Origin of the sequence: Enterobacter sp. KB-221C9 (assembly GCF_041320715.1) — a bacterium.
Classification (GTDB): domain Bacteria; phylum Pseudomonadota; class Gammaproteobacteria; order Enterobacterales; family Enterobacteriaceae; genus Enterobacter; species Enterobacter asburiae_D.
Map to the genome: position 1 here is coordinate 1 of NZ_JBGIWG010000024.1, position 20,965 is coordinate 20,965.

A 20,965-nucleotide genomic window follows, 5' to 3' on the forward strand; every position below is an offset into this window, starting at 1 on the left:
CTTTCCTCTTTCAGAGTCAACCCGTTATTTCAGGATTTTTTCTCTTCAACCGAACCGCTTGTTGTGTGAAGTGATTCACATCCGCCGTGTCGATGGAGGCGCATTATAGGGAGTTCTCAGCAGGCCGCAACCGCTAAATGACAGAAAAATGACTGACTGCTGCATTCCACAGCAAAACCCCGCCTTATACCTTTTTACACACAGACTTATCCACAATGATACGAAAAAGTGAAAATGTGCGAGCGTTGCGCAAACGTTTTCGTTAAAATGCTCGCGCTTAACAAGGATGCCCCGTCAGGTGTGTTAGATGAGTTTTTCGCAGGAAAATTCATCTAACGCTCTCTGTAATCGTGAAATCCAGGGGATTTACCATGCAACAACGTCGTCCAGTCCGCCGCGCTCTGCTCAGTGTTTCTGATAAAGCCGGTATCGTCGAATTCGCTCAGGCACTTTCCGCACGCGGTGTGGAGCTGCTTTCTACAGGCGGTACCGCTCGCCTGTTAGCAGATAAAGGTCTGCCGGTAACCGAAGTGTCCGATTACACCGGTTTCCCGGAAATGATGGATGGACGCGTCAAAACCCTGCACCCGAAAGTGCACGGCGGTATCCTTGGCCGTCGCGGTCAGGACGATGGCATTATGGAACAGCATGACATCGCGCCAATCGACATGGTGGTTGTTAACCTTTACCCGTTTGCCCAGACCGTTGCCCGCGAAGGCTGCTCTCTGGAAGATGCCGTAGAGAATATTGATATCGGCGGCCCGACCATGGTGCGCTCCGCGGCCAAGAACCATAAAGATGTGGCCATCGTCGTAAAGAGCAGCGATTACGAAACCATTATTAATGAGATGGATGCCAACGAAGGGTCACTGACGCTTGCAACGCGTTTCGACCTCGCCATCAAAGCGTTCGAACACACCGCCGCGTACGACAGCATGATCGCTAACTACTTCGGTAGCCTGGTACCGGCTTACCACGGTGAAAGCAAAGATCCTTCCGGCCGCTTCCCGCGCACCCTGAACCTGAACTTCATTAAGAAGCAGGATATGCGTTACGGCGAGAACAGCCACCAGCAGGCTGCCTTCTATATAGAAGAAGAGGTAAAAGAAGCCTCTGTTGCGACAGCCCAGCAGGTTCAGGGCAAAGCGCTCTCCTATAACAACATTGCCGACACCGACGCCGCGCTGGAATGCGTGAAAGAGTTCAGCGAGCCGGCCTGCGTTATCGTCAAGCATGCGAACCCATGCGGTGTTGCCGTGAGCACCTCTATTCTGGATGCCTACAATCGCGCCTACAAAACCGACCCGACCTCTGCATTCGGCGGCATTATCGCCTTCAACCGCGAGCTGGATGCTGAAACGGCTCAGGCCATCATCTCCCGCCAGTTTGTTGAAGTGATCATCGCGCCATCCGCATCCGAAGAGGCGCTAAAAATCACCGCTGCAAAACAGAACGTGCGCGTACTGGTTTGCGGCCAGTGGGCAGAACGCGTGCCGGCCCTGGACTTCAAGCGCGTGAACGGCGGTCTGCTGGTTCAGGACCGCGATCTGGGTATGGTGACAGAAGCCGACCTGCGCGTGGTGACCAAGCGTCAGCCGAGCGAACAGGAACTGCGTGACGCGCTGTTCTGCTGGAAGGTTGCGAAGTTCGTCAAATCCAACGCCATCGTCTACGCGAAAGAGAACATGACCATCGGAATAGGTGCGGGCCAGATGAGCCGCGTCTACTCCGCAAAAATCGCGGGTATTAAAGCAGGCGATGAAGGTCTGGAAGTCAAAGGCTCCGCCATGGCTTCTGACGCCTTCTTCCCGTTCCGTGACGGTATCGACGCGGCAGCCGCTGTAGGGATCACCTGCGTGATCCAGCCTGGCGGCTCAATCCGCGACGACGAAGTGATTGCCGCCGCCGACGAACACGGCATTGCGATGATCTTCACCGACATGCGCCACTTCCGCCATTAATTCCCGGAGCTGAAAATGAAAGTATTAGTAATTGGTAACGGCGGACGCGAGCACGCTCTGGCGTGGAAAGCGGCGCAGTCTCCGCTGGTGAAAACGGTCTTCGTGGCGCCGGGCAACGCCGGTACCGCCCTGGAGCCGACTCTACAGAACGTCGCCATTGGCGTAACCGACATTCCGGCGCTGCTGAGCTTTGCCCAGAGCGAGAAAATCGACCTGACCATCGTCGGCCCGGAAGCGCCGCTGGTGATTGGCGTCGTCGATGCCTTCCGCGCGGCGGGCCTGACAATCTTCGGCCCAACGCAAGGTGCTGCGCAGCTGGAAGGCTCCAAAGCCTTCACCAAAGATTTCCTCGCGCGTCATAACATCCCGACGGCGGAATATCAGAACTTCACCGAAGTAGAGCCAGCCCTGGCTTATTTACGTGAAAAAGGCGCGCCGATTGTTATCAAGGCCGACGGTCTGGCAGCAGGCAAAGGCGTGATCGTGGCGATGACCCTCGAAGAAGCCGAAGCCGCGGTTCAGGATATGCTGGCGGGTAACGCCTTTGGCGATGCGGGCCACCGCATCGTGATCGAAGAGTTCCTCGACGGCGAAGAGGCCAGCTTTATCGTGATGGTCGACGGCGAGCATGTTCTGCCGATGGCCACCAGCCAGGACCACAAGCGCGTGGGTAATGGTGATTCCGGCCCGAATACCGGCGGGATGGGCGCCTACTCCCCTGCTCCGGTAGTGACTGACGAAGTACACCAGCGCACCATGGATCGCGTCATCTGGCCTACCGTGAAAGGGATGGCGGCGGAAGGTAACACCTACACCGGTTTCCTTTACGCAGGTCTGATGATCGACAAGCAGGGTAACCCTAAGGTTATCGAATTCAACTGCCGCTTTGGCGATCCGGAAACGCAGCCCATCATGCTGCGCATGAAATCCGATCTGGTGGATCTGTGTCTGGCAGCCTGCGAAGGCAAACTCGACGAGAAAACCTCAGAGTGGGACGAGCGCGCGTCTCTGGGCGTGGTGATTGCTGCGGGTGGTTACCCGGGCAACTACAACACCGGGGATGAGATCCACGGTCTGCCGCTGGAGCAGATTGACGGTGCGAAGGTGTTCCATGCCGGTACGAAGCTGGCTGAAGACGATCGCGTCCTCACCAACGGCGGACGCGTGCTGTGTGCGACCGCACTGGGTCATACCGTGGCAGAAGCGCAGAAACGCGCCTATGCGCTGATGGCGGATATTCACTGGAACGGTAGCTTTAGCCGTCAGGATATCGGCTATCGCGCGATTGCGCGTGAGCAGGGCGAGTAATTTCCCACCCTAACCCTAACCCTAACCCTCTCCCTGTGGGAGAGGGGATCGTTCGTAGGCCGGATAAGCGTTAGCGCCATCCGGCTTAATCCACAGAATTCAGAAACTCTTTTCCGTCGGCTGCCAGGTGCAGAAGTCTTCATTCGCCACCAGCAGCAGCTGAGAGCCTTCCGGCGCTTCCAGCCACGCCACACTCACCTCCATTGATGAATGACGCTGACGGCGTTGAATGTGTTCGGTTGCCCAGGATTCAAGCTCAGGCTTGACCGTCTGCCCTTCACAGGTGGTCACCGTCCCATCGGCATGCCAGCGCCCCTGGCGCAGCACGACGCGGCCCAGACGAAGCGCATCGCTGGTCTGGCGGATTTGTTCGGCACGATAACGGTAGAGGGCGATTTGATCGCTGGAAAGCTGCTGTTTTTGACCGCTGACTTCGCGCTGCATAAAGCTCAGCTCGCCATGGTCGTCAAAACGCACTTTCACGTGTTCGGGGGTCTTGCTGTAGACGTTCAGCTCAATCAGCGACAGGTCATCTCCCTGCCAGCGATATTCCGCAGTCGACGTATTGCCGTTATGCCACGGGCTGAAGGCAGAAAGCAGATGTACTTCACCGCCGGAATCCTTGCGCCAGATCCTGACCGCGCCCTGGTTGTCCGCGTAACCGCTGGCGGTAAACGGCGGCAGGGAAGTGTCGTGGCTGCAGGATGACAGCAGCAGCATGCCTGCCAGCGCGAGCGTTCCACGCCAGAAAGACAAAAGGGGCGTTACCGCCCCTTCGCTAAAACTGTTCACTGCCACGCGTCTTACTTAACAGCGTCTTTCAGTGCTTTACCAGAAACAAATGCCGGCACGTTAGCTGCGGCGATTTTGATTTCTTTACCGGTCTGCGGGTTGCGGCCAGTACGCTCAGCGCGGTGGTTCACTTTGAAGGTACCGAAACCAACCAGTTGTACAGCATCGCCTTCTTTCAGAGACTCAGTAATAGCAGCCAGGGTAGATTCCAGAGCAGCTTTAGCCTGCACTTTAGACAGATCAGCCTTGTCCGCAATTACATCAATCAGTTGAGTCTTGTTCATAAGTTATCCTTTCAATGTGTTTATCGCTTGCTAAGCATCGAGTGCGACGAAAATGCCAAAAAAGCACTCTCCTGCATACACGCACCGATAGCCACTTTTTTTCGCCCCCCAAATGTAGACCAGACAAGGGGCGAAAGGGAAGAGTCGAGGAGCGACAAAACGGGCGTTATCTCAAGTTTTCTTGTCTCATTGGTTAAAAATTATACCAATATTGCTCTCAGCAGCCTCTCGCAAGTCCGCGCGCAGCCCTTTTATCAGCTCGATATCGCGTTCTTCACACTCTGCCAGCAGGCGGAAAATTTCCCACTGAATGTCCCATTCCTGCTCAACCGCCGGGTTCGCACGCAGCTCTTCGTCGGTCATCTCGCGACCTTCCTGGGTCATTTCCAGCATCGCGACGGTCGTAATAGATGCCTTACTGACTTCAATAGCGTGCTCCAGCGTTTCACCGCTCAGACGGGAGTGAAGCAGTTCGCTTAACGCCACGCAGGCATCAATCGCCGGGTAGACACCGTACAGGTCAAAATCATCCGCAGCCGGAATCGCCTCTTCCAGCTTTTCCAGCTGGGAGTCGAAGTTCACCTTCGCGTCTTTCACCGTCAGCGTTTCCCAGATCAGATCCAGAATGCGGCGGTAGATATGGCCATCACCAAAGCCCGTCTCCTTACAGAACGCGGCATAGTTGGGATACATGCGCTCGCACAGGCAAGCCATAAACGTCACGTGCTGCCAGCTTTCAACTTTCTCAAGGCGCAGGTGAATCGGGTTTTGTAGCATGATGATCTCTCGAATCGAAAATTAGGCGCAGTTTACCTGAATCACCGCTGAATTTCCTGCCAACGAACAAAAGCAGGACGCGAAGACGCCACGGCGTCTGCCCAGCGCGTCGGCTCCGGCAAGCGGTAGCCCTTCATGCAGCGCTGCACCCACGCCAGGGCGCTGTCCATGCTCACCCGGTGCCCGGTGGCGATAAAAAGCGGGTTACAGCGCGCCTTGCTGCGCCAGACCCACGCTAGCTGCTCGCCTTTATGGATAAGCGGCGCCAGCGCGCCCGGCTCGGCAGATAGAGGTTCAAACGCGCCGCACAGGCGTTTCTTGGCGACGCCAATGGTCGGCACATCCACCAGCAGCCCAAAATGGCTGGCAACGCCTAAACGGCGCGGGTGTGAAATACCGTGTCCATCGACAAACAGCAGGTCAGGTTTTTGCGAAAGTTGCTCCCACGCAGCCAGCAGCGCGGGATATTCGCGGAAGGAGAGAAAGCCCGGGATGTACGGCATGGTGGTGGCGATACGCGCTACCTTATACTCCACCAGCTCAAGCGACGGGTATTTCAGTACCACCATCGCCGCTCGCGTCACTTCCCCACCCTGCTCGAATCCGACGTCTGCTCCGCCAATGTACTGCGGAGGATCTTTATCCAGACGATCCTCGCGGATCACCGATGAGGCCAGTTCGATTTGCTGAGCGCGTAGCGACGCGAGATCCATAACCACTCCTTACTTGTGATACTGGGCAGAAAGCCGATGCACCGCCTCCACAAATACGCCTGCGTGTTCTGGCGGCACATCCTGATGAATACCGTGGCCAAGGTTAAAGACGTGGCCTTCCCCCTGGCCGAAACCAGACAGTATAGTCGACACTTCTTCTTCAATGCGGGCTGGCGGCGCATAGAGCATGGACGGATCCATATTGCCCTGCAGCGCCACTTTGTCGCCCACGCGGCGGCGCGCATCGGCAATATCGGTGGTCCAGTCGAGGCCCAGCGCATCGCAGCCGGTTGCCGCCATCGCTTCCAGCCACTGACCGCCACCTTTGGTGAACAGCGTCACCGGCACGCGGCGACCTTCGTTTTCACGCAGCAGGCCGTCAACGATTTTGTGCATGTAGTACAGGGAAAACTGCTGATAATCGCGCCCGGTCAGCACGCCGCCCCAGGTATCGAAAATCATCACCGACTGCGCGCCCGCCTTAATCTGCGCGTTCAGATAGAGGGTGACGCTCTTCGCCAGCTTGTCGAGCAGCGCATGCAGGGCCAGCGGCTCGGCGTACATCATCTTTTTAATCATGGTGAAGGCTTTGCTGCTGCCCCCTTCCACCATATAGGTCGCCAGCGTCCACGGACTGCCGGAGAAGCCAATCAGCGGCACTTCACCTTTCAGCTCGCGGCGAATGGTGCGTACGGCGTTCATCACGTAGCCCAGCTCGCCTTCCGGATCGGGGATCGGGAGCTTATCCACGTCGGCTTTGCTTTTGATTGGGGAGGTGAAACGCGGGCCTTCACCGGTTTCGAAGTACAGGCCAAGGCCCATTGCATCCGGAATGGTCAGAATATCCGAGAAGAGGATCGCAGCATCCAGCGGGAAGCGGCGCAGCGGCTGGAGCGTCACTTCACAGGCCAGCTCGGCGTTTTTGCACAGCGACATAAAATCGCCCGCCTGCGCGCGCGTGGCTTTGTACTCTGGCAGATAGCGTCCCGCCTGGCGCATCATCCACACCGGGGTGACATCAACGGGCTGGCGCAGCAGCGCACGCAGATAACGATCGTTCTTCAGTTCGGTCATTTTTGCAGTTCCTTAAGCGTCATGGCCTCAGTGTAACACTACTCATACTCGGCCCGACACATCGCCACGGTATCTTCTATCAGCCGACGCGCCACGGTGCCCGGCGGAGGTAACAGCGGTAAATCGTCGTAGCGATACCAGTTCGCTTCAAGCAGCTCTTTCTGGTCGATAACGATCTCGCCGCTGTCGTATTCGGCCATAAATGCCGTCATCAGCGACTGCGGGAACGGCCAAGGCTGGGAGGTGACGTAGCGCAGGTTCTTCACTTTGATCCCACTCTCCTCCATTACCTCGCGCGCTACCGCCTGCTCCAGCGTTTCGCCCACTTCGACGAAGCCGGCCAGCACGGTGTGAACGCCGTTGCGATGGCGGGTATGCTGCGCCAGCAGGATGGAATCCTCCCGGCGGATGGCGACGATGATGCACGGCGCAATCTGCGGATAATAACGTTCGCGACAGTGGTTACAGAGCAACGCCCACTCGGTTTTGCTCGGGCGCATGGTATGTCCGCAGTAGCCGCAGTATTTATGCGAGCGGTAAAACTCTGCCAGCTGCACGCCGCGCCCCGCCAGCTGGAACAGCCCGACATCCAGATCGAGCACCTGGCGAACGGATCCCATATCCTGGCGGCGAGCCTGTTGGATCAACCACACAGGATCGCCCTGCCACTCGCCGATCTTCAGCGCGTGCTGGCCTACAAGATCGAACATTTCCGCTGCACCATAGGGCAACTCTCCGGCAGGCAGCCATAACTTTTGTTCGTGACTGACGATCCACCAACCAAGATCTGATTTTTCAATAATACGATCCATATCTATTGCACTACCTTCGCTTCACTGACATGTTGTTAGCATTGTGGTTACATTCTGGATAAGCAGATTCAATCCTACATTTTGCGGAGTCGACCATGTTAAACCAGCTGGAAAGCCTGACTGAGCGCGTTAGAGGAAGTAACAAACTGGTGGATCGCTGGCTACATGTGCGCAAGCATCTACTCGTGGCTTATTACAATCTGGTCGGCATTAAGCCTGGCAAAGAATCGTTTATGCGACTGAATGAAAAAGCGCTGGATGATTTTTGTCAGGGCCTGGTCGACTATCTGTCCGACGGCCATTTCAATATTTATGAACGCATTATCCGCGAAATGGAAGGGACAACACCGTATTTAGCGGCCAGCAAGCTCTATCCGCTGCTGGAAGCCAACACCCAGCAGATCATGGATTACTATGATTCCGCGCTCGAGAACGCCATCGATCACGATAACTATCTTGAGTTCCAGCGGGCGCTATCCGATCTCGGTGAAGCGCTGGAAGAGCGATTCACGCTGGAAGATAAGCTGATCGCTCTCGTGCTGGACAATGATTTGAACATCAGTAACGAAGAGAACGTCGCGCGCCCTGCTTGAGTTCTTCATCGTTAACGAGTAATTTACAACCATTCGCCCCTCTCACGAGGGGGATTTTTCTTGTCGGAGTGCCCAGCGCCTGAAAGCGCGGGCTGAGACCGTTAATTCGGGATCCGCGGAACCTGATCAGGCTAATACCTGCGAAGGGAACAAGAGTCAAACAGCTGTTGTATCGCCCAAGGGCGATCCTCTCTTGCTTCATCCGTCGTCTGACAAGCCATGTCCTTCACTTTTGGAATGAGCTATGTCTACTGCAAAACTGACCCGCCGCGAACAGCGCGCACAGGCCCAACACTTCATCGACACGCTGGAAGGCACCGCTTTCCCGAACTCGAAACGCATCTACATTTCCGGCTCGCAGGCCGATATCCGCGTCCCAATGCGCGAAATTCAGCTTAGCCCGACGCTTATCGGCGGCAGCAAAGATAGCCCCCAGTATGAAGACAACGAAGCCGTGCCGGTGTATGACACCTCCGGCCCGTACGGTGACCCTGATGTTGCCATCAACGTCCAGCAGGGTCTGGCGAAGCTGCGCCAGCCGTGGATTAGTGCGCGCAACGACTGCGAAGAACTGAGCGTGCGCAGCTCTGCGTACACCAAAGAGCGCCTGGCCGACGACGGTCTGGACGAGCTGCGCTTTACCGGCCTGCTGACGCCAAAACGCGCCAAAGCGGGCAAATGCGTGACCCAGCTGCACTACGCGCGTCAGGGCATCGTCACGCCGGAGATGGAGTTCATCGCCATCCGCGAAAACATGGGTCGCGAGCGCATCCGTAGCGAAGTGCTGCGCTACCAGCATCCGGGCGAAGGCTTTGGCGCTCGCCTGCCGGAGAACATCACGCCGGAGTTTGTGCGTGACGAAGTGGCCGCAGGCCGCGCGATTATCCCCGCCAACATCAACCACCCGGAATCCGAGCCGATGATTATTGGCCGCAACTTCCTGGTGAAGGTCAACGCGAACATCGGTAACTCGGCCGTGACCTCCTCCATCGAAGAAGAGGTGGAAAAGCTGGTCTGGTCCACGCGGTGGGGGGCGGACACGGTAATGGATCTCTCCACTGGCCGCTATATTCACGAAACCCGCGAATGGATCCTGCGTAACAGCCCGGTACCAATTGGCACCGTCCCGATTTATCAGGCGCTGGAAAAGGTCAACGGTATTGCCGAAGACCTCACCTGGGAAGCGTTCCGCGACACGCTGCTGGAGCAGGCTGAACAGGGCGTGGACTACTTCACTATTCACGCGGGCGTGCTGCTGCGCTACGTGCCGATGACGGCGAAGCGCCTGACCGGCATCGTCTCGCGCGGCGGTTCCATCATGGCGAAGTGGTGCCTCTCCCATCATCAGGAAAACTTCCTCTACGAACACTTCCGCGAGATCTGCGAAATCTGCGCCGCATACGATGTCTCTCTGTCGCTGGGCGACGGCCTGCGTCCTGGCTCTATTCGCGACGCGAATGACGAAGCGCAGTTTGCCGAGCTGCACACGCTGGGCGAACTGACCAAAATCGCCTGGGAGTACGACGTGCAGGTGATGATTGAAGGCCCGGGACACGTGCCGATGCAAATGATCCGCCGCAACATGACCGAGGAGCTGGAGCACTGCCACGAAGCGCCGTTCTATACCCTCGGGCCGCTGACAACCGATATTGCGCCGGGCTATGACCACTTCACGTCAGGCATTGGGGCGGCGATGATCGGCTGGTTCGGCTGCGCCATGCTCTGCTACGTAACGCCGAAAGAGCACCTCGGCCTGCCAAACAAAGAGGACGTGAAGCAGGGGCTGATCACCTACAAAATTGCCGCCCACGCGGCGGATCTGGCCAAAGGCCACCCGGGCGCGCAAATCCGCGATAACGCCATGTCGAAGGCGCGCTTCGAATTCCGCTGGGAAGACCAGTTCAACCTGGCGCTGGACCCGTTCACCGCCCGCGCCTATCACGACGAAACCCTGCCGCAGGAATCGGGCAAAGTCGCGCACTTCTGCTCTATGTGCGGGCCGAAGTTCTGCTCGATGAAAATTAGCCAGGAGGTGCGCGACTACGCCGCCGCGCAGACCATTGAAGTGGGCATGGCGGACATGTCAGAAACCTTCCGCGCCAAAGGCGGCGAAATCTACCTCAAAAAAGAGGAGGCGTAATGTACCAGCCCGATTTCCCGCCCGTCCCCTACCGTTTAGGGCTCTATCCGGTGGTGGACAGCGTTGAGTGGATAGAGCGCCTGCTGAAGGCTGGCGTTCGCACCCTCCAGCTGCGCATCAAGGATAAACGCGATGACGAGGTAGAGGCCGATGTGGTTGCCGCCATCGCGCTTGGGCGTCGACATAACGCCCGCCTGTTTATCAACGACTACTGGCAGCTGGCCGTTAAGCACCAGGCCTACGGCGTGCATCTGGGCCAGGAGGACCTGGAAACAACGGATCTGAGCGCTATCCGTGAAGCCGGGTTGCGTCTTGGCGTTTCAACACACGACGACATGGAGATCGACGTGGCCCTGGCGGCCCGTCCCTCTTACATCGCGCTGGGTCACGTCTTCCCAACGCAAACCAAGCAGATGCCCTCCGCACCGCAGGGGCTGACGCAGCTGGCGAGTCACGTGAAACGCCTTGCCGATTACCCTACCGTCGCCATTGGCGGAATCAGCCTTGAGCGCGCCCCGGCGGTGCTGGAGACCGGCGTCGGCAGTATCGCCGTCGTCAGCGCCATCACCCAGGCCGCAGACTGGCGGCTCGCCACCGAACAGCTGTTACAGCTGGCAGGAGCGGGTGATGAACGATCGTGATTTTATGCGCTACAGCCGTCAGATCCTGCTGGAAGATATCGCCATCGACGGGCAGCAAAAACTGCTCGCCAGCCGGGTGCTGATTGTCGGTCTGGGCGGGTTAGGCGCGCCCGCCGCGCTTTATCTGGCTGGTGCAGGTATCGGTACGCTGGTGCTGGCCGACGACGACGAGGTTCACCTCAGCAACCTGCAGCGACAAATCCTCTTTACCACCGAGGATATCAACCAGCCGAAAGCGCAAGTCACCCGGCAGCGCCTGAACCAGCTCAACCCGGATATCGCGTTGATTGCCCTGCAGGATCGGCTCAGCGGTGAAAACCTGCGCCGTGAGGTCGCCCTTGCCGACGTGGTGCTGGACTGCACGGACAACATGGCGACGCGCCAGGCGATTAACGCCGCCTGCGTGGCAAATAATACGCCGCTTATCACCGCCAGCGCGGTGGGTTTCGGCGGACAGATGATGGTCCTGACCCCGCCGTGGTCGCAGGGCTGCTATCGCTGCCTGTGGCCGGATGATGCAGAGCCAGCGCGCAACTGCCGTACGGCAGGCATTCTTGGTCCGGTGGTCGGCGTAATGGGCACGATGCAGGCGCTGGAAGCCATCAAGCTGCTCAGCGGCATGGAGACGGAACGCAACATGCTGCGGCTGTTTGATGCCCGCTCCAGCGGCTGGCGCCATCTGGCGTTACACCGAGCCAGCCGTTGCCCGGTATGCGGAGGCCGCGATGCGCATTCTGTTTAACGATGAGCCGCTGAGATGCGACGACGGGCTCACCGTTGCGGTACTGCTCGACAAGCTGCGTCAGCTCAAGCCGGGAACGGCGCTGGCGCTCAATCAACAGATCCTGCCGCGCGAGCAGTGGGAACATCAGCAGGTCAATGACGGCGACCAGATCCTGCTGTTTCAGGTTATCGCAGGGGGCTGAGATGTTACGTATTGCCGATAAAGTCTTTGATTCACATCTGTTTACCGGAACCGGAAAATTCGCCTCGCCGCAGCTGATGGTAGATGCCATTCGCGAAAGCGGCAGCCAGCTGGTGACGCTGGCGCTCAAGCGCGTGGATCTGCGTCATCACAGCGATGCCATTCTGGCGCCTTTACTGGCGGCTGGCGTCACGCTGCTGCCTAACACCTCCGGTGCCAAAACGGCCGAAGAGGCGATTTTTGCCGCGCAGCTGGCCCGCGAGGCGCTCGGCACCCGATGGCTGAAGCTGGAAATTCATCCTGACGCCCGCTGGCTGCTGCCCGACCCTATCGAAACGCTGAAAGCGGCTGAAAAGCTTGTACAGCAAGGGTTTACCGTCCTGCCTTACTGCGGCGCCGACCCTGTCCTGTGCAAACGGCTGGAAGAGGTCGGCTGCGCCGCCGTCATGCCGCTGGGCGCCCCCATTGGCTCCAACCAGGGGCTGGAAACCCGCGCGATGCTGGAAATCATTATTGAGCAGGCTACCGTACCGGTGGTGGTGGATGCGGGCATTGGCGTGCCCAGCCATGCCGCGCAGGCGCTGGAGATGGGCGCCGACGCGGTGCTGGTCAACACGGCCATCGCGGTTGCCGACGATCCGGTCATGATGGCGCGTGCGTTCCGCATGGCCGTAGAAGCTGGCCTGCTGGCAAGGGAGTCCGGCCCCGGCTCGCGCAGTTTCCAGGCGCAGGCCACCAGCCCGCTGACCGGTTTTCTGGAGGCGCTCTCATGAGCACGTTTATCGAGCGCTGGCGGCAGCTTAGCTGGGACGACATTGCCCTGCGCATCAACAGCAAAACGGCGGCTGACGTGGAGCGCGCGCTGAATGCCCGCCATCTGACCCGCGAGGATCTGATGGCTCTGCTCTCCCCGGCGGCCAGCGCGTACCTCGAACCGATGGCCCAGCGAGCGCAGCGGCTCACCCGCCAGCGCTTTGGCAACACGGTGAGCTTCTACGTGCCGCTCTATCTCTCAAACCTGTGCGCCAATGACTGCACCTACTGCGGTTTTTCCATGAGCAACCGCATCAAGCGTAAAACGCTCGATGACGATGAGATTGCCCGTGAGTGTGCGGCCATTCGTGAAATGGGCTTTGAACATCTTCTGCTGGTCACGGGCGAACATCAGGGAAAAGTGGGGATGGACTATTTCCGCCACCACCTTCCCGCCATTCGTCGTCAGTTTGCGTCGCTGCAGATGGAAGTGCAGCCCCTGGTGCAGGAGGAGTACGCGGAGCTCAAAACCCTCGGGCTGGACGGGGTCATGGTCTACCAGGAAACCTACCACGAGGCGACGTACGCCCGGCACCACCTGAAGGGCAAGAAACAGGATTTCTTTTTCCGGCTTGAAACGCCGGACAGGCTGGGTCGCGCGGGCATCGACAAAATCGGTCTGGGCGCGCTGATCGGGCTCTCTGACAGCTGGCGGGTGGATTGCTACATGGTGGCGGAACATTTGCTGTGGCTCCAGCAGCACTACTGGCAGAGCCGTTATTCCATCTCCTTCCCGCGCCTGAGACCTTGCGCAGGCGGGATTGAACCGGCTTCGCTAATGGATGAACGCCAGCTGGTGCAGACCATCTGCGCGTTTCGCCTGCTCGCCCCGGAAGTGGAATTATCGCTCTCAACGCGTGAGTCCCCGGCGTTTCGCGATCGCGTTATCCCGCTTGCGATTAACAACGTCAGCGCGTTTTCCAAAACGCAGCCCGGCGGCTACGCCGACGATCGTCCGGAGCTCGAGCAGTTTGTGCCGCATGACGGACGACGTCCGGAAGCGGTCGCCGCAGCGCTGACGGCGCAGGGTCTTCAGCCCGTCTGGAAAGACTGGGACAGCTGGCTGGGAAGAACCTCGCAATGACGTTGAAACGCACTGCAACATCATAAAAAATTGTCGAGGCGCTACGAAAAGGCAAAACCGGATGATTGTCAGCGATCGTCCGGTTTTTTATTGTCACACGGTCAGCAACGGATGCTGACCAGGGCGAAAAGCTTCTTCCTCGTTTCGCCCTGCCTCTGGTTCATTGCACAAACGCCCCCCGGCCATTTGAATAAGTATTTTCTTAATGGTTCTTAAGATAAATCATCCCGTCAGAAACCGTGTGCCGTATAATTCACCGCTAACCGCAGGACAGCGACTATGCTGAGAGGATATCGGCAGACGAAAGTATTCACCATCAGGAACGATGTACAGCTCATGGCACTTCACAGCAAAAAGCTCTCTTTTACCCGGCCAATCATGCTCAGCTTCGCGGGGATCATCTGCAGTTTTGTGGTGATCGCGGTCGCGGTGACGCTTTCGCAACGAAAGGATTTTCTTGAGGATTATCATAAGATCAATAGCAATTTCACGCACAACCTGGCGGTGAACTACACCGAGTCGATCCTGCGTGAAAACGACTATATCCTGGGCCGCTCCGCGATGTACTTTTCGCGTAACGACAGGCTAAACGAGACGCTCAACGTCAACCCGACGCAAGGGCTGCAGATGGTGATGCATCTGCAGAACCTGATGCCGACCGTGTCCTCCATCTCGCTGGCGGACACGCAGGGGCATTATCTTCGCGCACCGGAAGTGCTCCCCACGGAGAAGAGTAAAACCTTCGATCCCCGGACGCGGCCGTGGTTTGTCGCCCAGGCCGAAGCCAGTATCTTCAGCCACTATACTCGCCCCTACATGGACTACTTCACCGGCCATCCGACGGTCACGCTCTATAAGCCATTGATTTCACCGGAAGGCAGACTGAAGGGAACGATCGCGTTTCATCTTGATTTGACGTCAATGGGCTACACCCTGCGTCAAATGGTGGCGCCCGTTCAGGGGGAATTCTTCGTCGTCGAACGCGACGGCGCCGTTGTGCTTCACCCGGATACGGGCGCGCTCTTCAAACAGTACGTCAGCGAAGCGCTGATGGACAAAATGACCAGCGGCGAAGGCCACCTTTACGACAAGAAAAGCAACGCCTGGTACTACTACTACTCGTTTACCAACCCGGACTGGTTTGTTATTTACCGGGTATCGGGTGCGACGCTCACCGATATCACCCGCCACGAAACGACGATCGTTGGCTGGGGGTTTGCGCTGGCGGCCATCATCATCATTCTCTTCGGCTTATACCTCCGCCACGCCTCGCGTAGCGTGCTGATGCACATTATCAATGCCATCAAAACCGGCGACGTCAGTGAGGCGCCGCGACTGGAAGCGATGCTGAGCCATACTATCCAGTCCAATAAAGAGCGTGAGATGGCCTACGTGCGCCAGGCCACTCACGATGCGCTGACGGGCTGTAAAAACCGCCGCGCATTCGATAGCGATATCGCGGAGCTGCTGAATGCCCAGCAGACTTTCGCGATGGCGCTGGTGGACATTGATAACTTCAAGTCGATTAACGACACGCTAGGCCACCTGACCGGTGATATCGTTCTGCGCAACGTGGCCCGCGAAGGGATCCAGATCATGCAGCCACATCACGTCTCGCTTTATCGGTACGGTGGAGAAGAGTTTGCGGTAATTTTCCAGGCTGAGCAGATGACGTCTGCGCTCTCATTACTGGAAGCGTGGCGTACCGCTGTTGAAAAACGCGTCTGGCGCGAAGAAAACCTGCGGGTCACGTTCAGCGGCGGTCTTGGGGAGTGGCATTTTGAACCGCTGGATCAATTTGTCGGAAGCGTTGATAACGCCCTCTACAGCGCCAAACAGCAGGGTAAAAACCGCATTAACCGAACGTCCATCAGCTAATCCTCCCTCTTTCACCCCTGCCCGTTTCGACGGGCCGGGTACACGACAACGCAAAATTGTAACCGGTTTCAGAAAATCGCCGGTTTCTTTGTGATGCCTGACACACAATCGCGGTAAACCGGTTGTTGAAGCGGTCTGCACGGGATAATTATCAATAAACACATGTAGATCGAGGCTGATTATGAAGAACATCGTTTTATGCTGTGCAGCGGGAATGTCAACCAGCATGCTGGTTCAACGTATGAAAGACGCCGCGCAGAAAAAAGGGGTTGAAGTCACCATTAAAGCCGTTCCGGTTGCGGAGTTTAAAGACAACATCGCGACGGCCGACATCGTATTGCTGGGGCCACAGGTTAAATACGAGCAGGCTAAACTTCAGGCGCAGGCCGAGCCGCTGGGTAAAAAGGTCGCGGTGATCGACATGATGGATTACGGCATGATGAAAGGTGATGCCGTACTGGAAAAAGCGCTCAAACTTCTGGAGTCATAATGGAAGACTTAGAAACCACAATTATGGAACTGCTGGTCAATGCAGGCGCGGCGCGCAGTGCGGCCCTGACGGCGCTACAGATGGCGCGTAAAGGTGAGTTTGACGAAGCAGAAAAAGCGATGGAAGAGTCGCGCGAATATGTGAAGCATGCGCACACGATCCAGACGCAGCTTATTGGTCTTGACGAAGGAACCGGGAAGCTTCCGGTTAACCTGATCACCGTCCACTCTCAGGATCACCTGATGAACGCGATGGTCATTCAGGATCTGGCGGGCGATATGATTGAGCTTTATCGTCGGATCCCGTTGATAAACTGATAACACAGATGTAAAAAAACCCGCCGAGGCGGGTTTTTTATTGTCGGGTGGAGCTGCGCTTACCCGACCTACGAGGCACATGCCCGGTAATGTTCACCACCGGGCATCAACGATTACTCGTTGTCGGAACCGCCCAGACCTGCGTTCAGCAGTTCTGCCAGGCTCGCGGATGCATCTTCAGCAGTCACCTGCGGTGCAGCTGGCAGTTCGCCCGCAGCACGACGACGCATACGATCCTGATGGTACGCATAACCGGTACCAGCCGGGATCAGACGACCCACGATAACGTTCTCTTTCAGACCGCGCAGTTCATCACGCTTACCAGCAACAGCGGCTTCGGTCAGGACACGAGTCGTTTCCTGGAACGATGCAGCAGAGATGAAGGACTCGGTTGCCAGAGACGCTTTGGTGATACCCAGCAGATCGCGCGCGAAGGTCGCACCGATTTTGCCGTTCGCTTCCAGATCGCGGTTAGCAATCTTGACGCGTGAGTATTCAACCTGCTCGCCTTCCAGGAACTCGGAGCTGCCTGCGTTTTCGATGGTTGCTTTACGCAGCATCTGACGAACGATAACTTCGATGTGCTTATCGTTAATCTTAACGCCTTGCAGACGGTAAACGTCCTGCACTTCGTTGGTGATGTAACGCGTTACCGCGTGTACGCCACGAAGACGCAGAATATCGTGCGGCGCTTCTGGACCATCGGAAACCACGTCACCACGTTCTACACGTTCACCTTCGAACACGTTGAGCTGACGCCACTTAGGAATCATCTCTTCGTACGGTTCGCTACCATCTACTGGGGTGATAACCAGACGGCGCTTACCTTTGGTTTCTTTACCGAAGGAAATGATACCGCTGATTTCAGCCAGGATTGCAGGCTCTTTCGGACGACGTGCTTCGAACAGGTCCGCAACGCGTGGCAGACCACCGGTGATGTCCTTGGTACCGCTGGATTCCTGTGGAATACGCGCCAGCGCATCACCTGCACCGATCTGGATACCATCTTCCAGCTGAACGATCGCTTTACCCGGCAGGAAGTACTGCGCAGGCATATCGGTACCAGGGATCAGAACGTCGTTACCCTGAGCATCAACGATTTTCAGTGCAGGACGCAGATCTTTACCACCGGCAGTACGTTCAGCAGAATCCAGAACCACCAGAGAAGACAGACCGGTCAGCTCGTCGGTCTGACGAGTAATGGTCTGGCCGTCGATCATGTCAGTGAAGCGGATGAAACCACTCACTTCGGTGATAACCGGCATGGTGTGTGGATCCCAGTTTGCAACGGTTTCACCGCCGGCAACCTGCTCGCCATCACCTTTCGCCATAACCGCACCGTAAGGTACTTTATAGCTCTCTTTGGTACGACCGAATTCGTCGATCAGCTTCAGCTCGGTGTTACGAGAGGTCACAACCAGCTTGCCTGCGGAGTTAACAACAGACTTCGCGTTGCTGAGCTTGATGCTACCTTTGTTTTTCACCTGGATGCTGGATTCAGCAGCCGCACGAGATGCCGCACCACCGATGTGGAACGTACGCATCGTCAGCTGTGTACCCGGCTCACCGATGGACTGTGCCGCGATAACGCCGATTGCTTCACCTTTGTTGATGATGTGGCCACGCGCCAGGTCACGACCATAGCAGTGCGCACATACACCAAAGTCGGTGTCACAAGATACAACGGAACGTACTTTCACGGAGTCAACAGAGTTCGCTTCCAGCAGGTCACACCAGTGCTCGTGCAGCAGCGTGTTGCGTGGAACCAGAATGTCTGCAGTGCCCGGCTTCAGAATGTCTTCCGCAGTCACACGACCCAGAACGCGATCGCGCAGTGGCTCTTTAACATCACCACCCTCGATAACCGGGGTCATGGTGATACCTTCGAGGGTGCCACAATCGTCTTCGGTCACAACCAGATCCTGCGCAACGTCAACCAGACGACGCGTCAGATAACCGGAGTTCGCTGTTTTCAGTGCGGTATCCGCCAGACCTTTACGAGCACCGTGCGTGGAGATGAAGTACTGGAGTACGTTCAGACCTTCACGGAAGTTCGCGGTGATTGGCGTTTCGATAATGGAGCCATCTGGCTTCGCCATCAGACCACGCATACCTGCCAGCTGACGAATCTGTGCTGCGGAACCACGCGCACCGGAGTCGGCCATCATGTAGATGCTGTTGAAGGAAACCTGCTGCTCTTCTACGCCGTCACGGTTAATGACGGTTTCGGTCTGCAGGTTATCCATCATCGCTTTGGATACACGATCGTTCGCCGCTGCCCAGATATCGATAACTTTGTTATAGCGTTCGCCCGCGGTAACCAGACCAGACTGGAACTGCTCCTGGATCTCAGCAACTTCGGCTTCCGCTTCAGAGATGATCTCGTGTTTCTTCTCTGGGATGACCATGTCATCGATACCAACAGATGCACCTGAACGCGCTGCATAAGCAAAGCCGGTATACATTGTCTGGTCAGCGAAGATAACGGTCGGCTTCAGACCCAGAATGCGGTAACAGGTGTTCAGCATTTTGGAGATCGCTTTCTTGCCCAGCGCCTGGTTGACGATGGAGAAAGGCAGACCTTTCGGTACGATCATCCACAGAATGGCACGGCCAACGGTCGTGTCTTTCAGGCTGGTTTTCGCAACGAATTCGCCGTTTTCATCTTTTTCGTATTCGGTGATACGCACTTTAACGCGCGCATGCAGAGAGGCCAGGCCAGCGCGATAAATACGCTCAGCTTCTTTCGGGCCAGTCAGCACCATGCCTTCGCCTTTGGCGTTAACACAGTCACGGGTCATGTAGTACAGACCCAATACAACGTCCTGAGAAGGAACGATAATTGGTTCACCGTTCGCTGGGGACAGGATGTTGTTGGTAGACATCATCAGCGCACGCGCTTCGAGCTGGGCTTCCAGCGTCAGCGGTACGTGAACAGCCATCTGGTCACCATCGAAGTCGGCGTTATATGCCGCACAAACCAGCGGGTGCAGCTGGATAGCTTTACCTTCGATCAGCACTGGCTCAAATGCCTGGATACCCAAACGGTGCAAGGTTGGTGCACGGTTCAGCAGTACCGGGTGTTCGCGGATAACTTCGTCGAGGATGTCCCAAACGACAGCTTCTTCACGCTCAACCATTTTCTTAGCGGCTTTGATGGTGGTGGCCAAGCCACGCAGTTCCAGCTTGCCGTAGATGAACGGTTTGAACAGCTCCAGTGCCATTTTCTTCGGCAGACCGCACTGATGCAGACGCAGGTATGGACCTACGGTGATTACAGAACGACCGGAGTAGTCAACACGCTTACCGAGCAGGTTCTGACGGAAACGACCCTGTTTACCTTTGATCATGTCGGCCAAAGATTTCAGAGGACGCTTGTTAGAACCGGTGATCGCACGACCGCGACGACCGTTATCCAGCAGGGCATCTACCGCTTCCTGCAGCATACGTTTTTCGTTACGTACGATGATGTCCGGCGCAGCCAGATCCAGCAGACGTTTCAGACGGTTGTTACGGTTGATAACGCGACGATACAGATCGTTCAGATCGGACGTTGCGAAACGACCACCATCCAGCGGAACCAGTGGACGCAGATCTGGCGGCAGAACCGGCAGAACGGTCAGGATCATCCACTCTGGTTTGTTACCAGACTGAACGAACGCTTCCAGCAGTTTGATACGCTTGGTCAGCTTTTTACGTTTGGTTTCGGAGTTGGTTTCGTTCAGCTCTTCACGCAGCTGCTCGCACTCTTGCTCCAGATCCATGCTCTTCAGCAGGGCCTGAATAGCTTCCGCACCCATCTTCGCGTCGAATTCGTCACCGAACTCTTCCAGCGCGTCCAGATACTGCTCTTCAGTCAGGATCTGATGACGTTCCAGGTTCGTCATCCCGCCTTCGATAACCACATAAGATTCGAAGTACAGAACACGTTCGATATCGCGCAGCGGCATATCCAGCAGCAGACCGATACGGGACGGCAGAGATTTCAGGAACCAGATGTGAGCGGTCGGAGACGCCAGCTCGATGTGGCCCATGCGCTCACGACGCACTTTGGTCTGGGTCACTTCAACGCCGCACTTCTCACAGATCACACCACGGTGTTTCAGGCGCTTGTACTTACCGCACAGGCACTCGTAGTCTTTTACTGGCCCGAAAATACGCGCACAGAAAAGGCCGTCACGCTCAGGTTTGAACGTACGGTAGTTGATGGTTTCCGGCTTTTTGACTTCACCGAAAGACCATGAACGGATCATGTCTGGCGAAGCCAGAGCAATTTTGATCGCATCAAACTCTTCGGTTTTAGTCTGCGCTTTCAGAAACTTTAATAAATCTTTCACGGATTTGCTCCCGTCGGAGTTAGCAC

At 56.8% G+C, this 20,965-nt stretch carries 19 protein-coding genes and 1 riboswitch; of the genes, 12 read left to right on the forward strand and 7 right to left on the reverse strand.

From position 1 onward, the window contains the following. Positions 1-371: 371 nt before the first annotated feature. Positions 372-1,961, forward strand: a complete 1,590-nt coding sequence (gene purH / locus AB8846_RS22505) for a bifunctional phosphoribosylaminoimidazolecarboxamide formyltransferase/IMP cyclohydrolase (protein WP_370733738.1) — start codon at positions 372-374, stop codon at positions 1,959-1,961. Between the two features lie 15 nt (positions 1,962-1,976). After that, a complete protein-coding gene (gene purD / locus AB8846_RS22510) occupies positions 1,977-3,269 on the forward strand; it encodes a phosphoribosylamine--glycine ligase (RefSeq protein ID WP_063145603.1) in 1,293 nt (430 codons plus the stop codon). Between the two features lie 99 nt (positions 3,270-3,368). On the opposite strand, the gene AB8846_RS22515 is transcribed toward purD, so the two are convergent. The 6 genes from AB8846_RS22515 to nudC all read right to left on the reverse strand — a co-directional run bounded on the left by AB8846_RS22515 (position 3,369) and on the right by nudC (position 7,721). Next, entirely contained in the window at positions 3,369-4,061 is a 693-nt protein-coding gene (locus AB8846_RS22515; protein WP_063145604.1) for a DUF1481 domain-containing protein, read from the reverse strand. Positions 4,062-4,072: 11 nt separating this feature from the next. Beyond that, the gene (gene hupA, locus AB8846_RS22520) at positions 4,073-4,345 is read right to left on the reverse strand and encodes a nucleoid-associated protein HU-alpha (RefSeq protein WP_002445246.1); all 273 of its coding nucleotides are present in this window, start codon (positions 4,343-4,345) and stop codon (positions 4,073-4,075) included. 186 nt (positions 4,346-4,531) lie between these two features. After that, a complete protein-coding gene (locus AB8846_RS22525; RefSeq protein ID WP_029742042.1) occupies positions 4,532-5,122 on the reverse strand; it encodes a YjaG family protein in 591 nt (196 codons plus the stop codon). Positions 5,123-5,163: 41 nt separating this feature from the next. Continuing rightward, the gene (nfi, locus tag AB8846_RS22530) at positions 5,164-5,835 is read right to left on the reverse strand and encodes a deoxyribonuclease V (RefSeq protein WP_023309979.1); all 672 of its coding nucleotides are present in this window, start codon (positions 5,833-5,835) and stop codon (positions 5,164-5,166) included. A gap of 9 nt (positions 5,836-5,844) precedes the next feature. After that, positions 5,845-6,909, reverse strand: coding sequence for a uroporphyrinogen decarboxylase (hemE, locus tag AB8846_RS22535; protein WP_029742041.1), 1,065 nt, complete (start codon positions 6,907-6,909; stop codon positions 5,845-5,847). Between the two features lie 38 nt (positions 6,910-6,947). Further along, positions 6,948-7,721: an NAD(+) diphosphatase gene (nudC, locus tag AB8846_RS22540; protein WP_063145606.1), complete on the reverse strand. Its 774-nt coding sequence runs from the start codon at positions 7,719-7,721 to the stop codon at positions 6,948-6,950. Between the two features lie 95 nt (positions 7,722-7,816). On the opposite strand from nudC, the gene AB8846_RS22545 reads away from it, so the two are divergent. The 10 genes from AB8846_RS22545 to AB8846_RS22590 all read left to right on the forward strand — a co-directional run bounded on the left by AB8846_RS22545 (position 7,817) and on the right by AB8846_RS22590 (position 16,602). Continuing rightward, on the forward strand, positions 7,817-8,314 hold the full coding sequence (locus AB8846_RS22545) for an Rsd/AlgQ family anti-sigma factor (protein ID WP_023334107.1): 498 nt from the start codon (positions 7,817-7,819) through the stop codon (positions 8,312-8,314). A 54-nt stretch (positions 8,315-8,368) separates the two neighbouring features. Beyond that, positions 8,369-8,480: riboswitch (TPP riboswitch) on the forward strand. Between the two features lie 78 nt (positions 8,481-8,558). Beyond that, the gene (gene thiC / locus AB8846_RS22550) at positions 8,559-10,454 is read left to right on the forward strand and encodes a phosphomethylpyrimidine synthase ThiC (RefSeq protein WP_370733739.1); all 1,896 of its coding nucleotides are present in this window, start codon (positions 8,559-8,561) and stop codon (positions 10,452-10,454) included. Beyond that, entirely contained in the window at positions 10,454-11,095 is a 642-nt protein-coding gene (gene thiE / locus AB8846_RS22555; protein ID WP_370733740.1) for a thiamine phosphate synthase, read from the forward strand. Before thiC ends, thiE begins: the two co-directional genes overlap by 1 nt. Beyond that, positions 11,082-11,837, forward strand: coding sequence for a thiazole biosynthesis adenylyltransferase ThiF (thiF, locus tag AB8846_RS22560; protein WP_063145609.1), 756 nt, complete (start codon positions 11,082-11,084; stop codon positions 11,835-11,837). The genes thiE and thiF overlap by 14 nt, the downstream gene beginning before the upstream one ends. Beyond that, on the forward strand, positions 11,821-12,021 hold the full coding sequence (gene thiS / locus AB8846_RS22565; RefSeq protein ID WP_370733741.1) for a sulfur carrier protein ThiS: 201 nt from the start codon (positions 11,821-11,823) through the stop codon (positions 12,019-12,021). Before thiF ends, thiS begins: the two co-directional genes overlap by 17 nt. Before the next feature lies 1 nt (position 12,022). Further along, complete coding sequence (gene thiG, locus AB8846_RS22570) at positions 12,023-12,793, forward strand: thiazole synthase (protein ID WP_370733742.1); 771 nt, start codon at positions 12,023-12,025, stop codon at positions 12,791-12,793. Beyond that, positions 12,790-13,917, forward strand: coding sequence for a 2-iminoacetate synthase ThiH (gene thiH, locus AB8846_RS22575; protein WP_370733743.1), 1,128 nt, complete (start codon positions 12,790-12,792; stop codon positions 13,915-13,917). Before thiG ends, thiH begins: the two co-directional genes overlap by 4 nt. Before the next feature lie 336 nt (positions 13,918-14,253). Next, complete coding sequence (locus tag AB8846_RS22580) at positions 14,254-15,795, forward strand: diguanylate cyclase domain-containing protein (RefSeq protein ID WP_370733744.1); 1,542 nt, start codon at positions 14,254-14,256, stop codon at positions 15,793-15,795. A gap of 181 nt (positions 15,796-15,976) precedes the next feature. Next, a complete protein-coding gene (locus AB8846_RS22585; RefSeq protein ID WP_023334100.1) occupies positions 15,977-16,285 on the forward strand; it encodes a PTS sugar transporter subunit IIB in 309 nt (102 codons plus the stop codon). After that, the gene (locus AB8846_RS22590) at positions 16,285-16,602 is read left to right on the forward strand and encodes a PTS lactose/cellobiose transporter subunit IIA (protein ID WP_148245046.1); all 318 of its coding nucleotides are present in this window, start codon (positions 16,285-16,287) and stop codon (positions 16,600-16,602) included. Before AB8846_RS22585 ends, AB8846_RS22590 begins: the two co-directional genes overlap by 1 nt. Positions 16,603-16,715: 113 nt before the next feature. Here AB8846_RS22590 and rpoC read toward each other — a convergent pair whose 3' ends face one another. Continuing rightward, positions 16,716-20,939 (reverse strand): DNA-directed RNA polymerase subunit beta', encoded by a 4,224-nt coding sequence (gene rpoC, locus AB8846_RS22595; protein ID WP_063145614.1) that lies wholly within the window; start codon positions 20,937-20,939, stop codon positions 16,716-16,718. Positions 20,940-20,965 lie beyond the last annotated feature (26 nt).

Bases quoted from the DNA above. Each gene is read 5' to 3' on its own strand.
- thiF (WP_063145609.1), top strand. From the start codon at position 11,082: ATGAACGATCGTGATTTTATGCGCTACAGCCGTCAGATCCTGCTGGAA.
- AB8846_RS22525 (WP_029742042.1), bottom strand. From the start codon at position 5,122: ATGCTACAAAACCCGATTCACCTGCGCCTTGAGAAAGTTGAAAGCTGG.
- AB8846_RS22580 (WP_370733744.1), top strand. From the start codon at position 14,254: ATGGCACTTCACAGCAAAAAGCTCTCTTTTACCCGGCCAATCATGCTC.
- hemE (WP_029742041.1), bottom strand. From the start codon at position 6,909: ATGACCGAACTGAAGAACGATCGTTATCTGCGTGCGCTGCTGCGCCAG.
- nfi (WP_023309979.1), bottom strand. From the start codon at position 5,835: ATGGATCTCGCGTCGCTACGCGCTCAGCAAATCGAACTGGCCTCATCG.
- thiS (WP_370733741.1), top strand. From the start codon at position 11,821: ATGCGCATTCTGTTTAACGATGAGCCGCTGAGATGCGACGACGGGCTC.
- thiE (WP_370733740.1), top strand. From the start codon at position 10,454: ATGTACCAGCCCGATTTCCCGCCCGTCCCCTACCGTTTAGGGCTCTAT.
- AB8846_RS22545 (WP_023334107.1), top strand. From the start codon at position 7,817: ATGTTAAACCAGCTGGAAAGCCTGACTGAGCGCGTTAGAGGAAGTAAC.
- AB8846_RS22590 (WP_148245046.1), top strand. From the start codon at position 16,285: ATGGAAGACTTAGAAACCACAATTATGGAACTGCTGGTCAATGCAGGC.
- thiC (WP_370733739.1), top strand. From the start codon at position 8,559: ATGTCTACTGCAAAACTGACCCGCCGCGAACAGCGCGCACAGGCCCAA.
- AB8846_RS22585 (WP_023334100.1), top strand. From the start codon at position 15,977: ATGAAGAACATCGTTTTATGCTGTGCAGCGGGAATGTCAACCAGCATG.
- purD (WP_063145603.1), top strand. From the start codon at position 1,977: ATGAAAGTATTAGTAATTGGTAACGGCGGACGCGAGCACGCTCTGGCG.
- nudC (WP_063145606.1), bottom strand. From the start codon at position 7,721: ATGGATCGTATTATTGAAAAATCAGATCTTGGTTGGTGGATCGTCAGT.
- thiG (WP_370733742.1), top strand. From the start codon at position 12,023: ATGTTACGTATTGCCGATAAAGTCTTTGATTCACATCTGTTTACCGGA.
- purH (WP_370733738.1), top strand. From the start codon at position 372: ATGCAACAACGTCGTCCAGTCCGCCGCGCTCTGCTCAGTGTTTCTGAT.
- hupA (WP_002445246.1), bottom strand. From the start codon at position 4,345: ATGAACAAGACTCAACTGATTGATGTAATTGCGGACAAGGCTGATCTG.
- thiH (WP_370733743.1), top strand. From the start codon at position 12,790: ATGAGCACGTTTATCGAGCGCTGGCGGCAGCTTAGCTGGGACGACATT.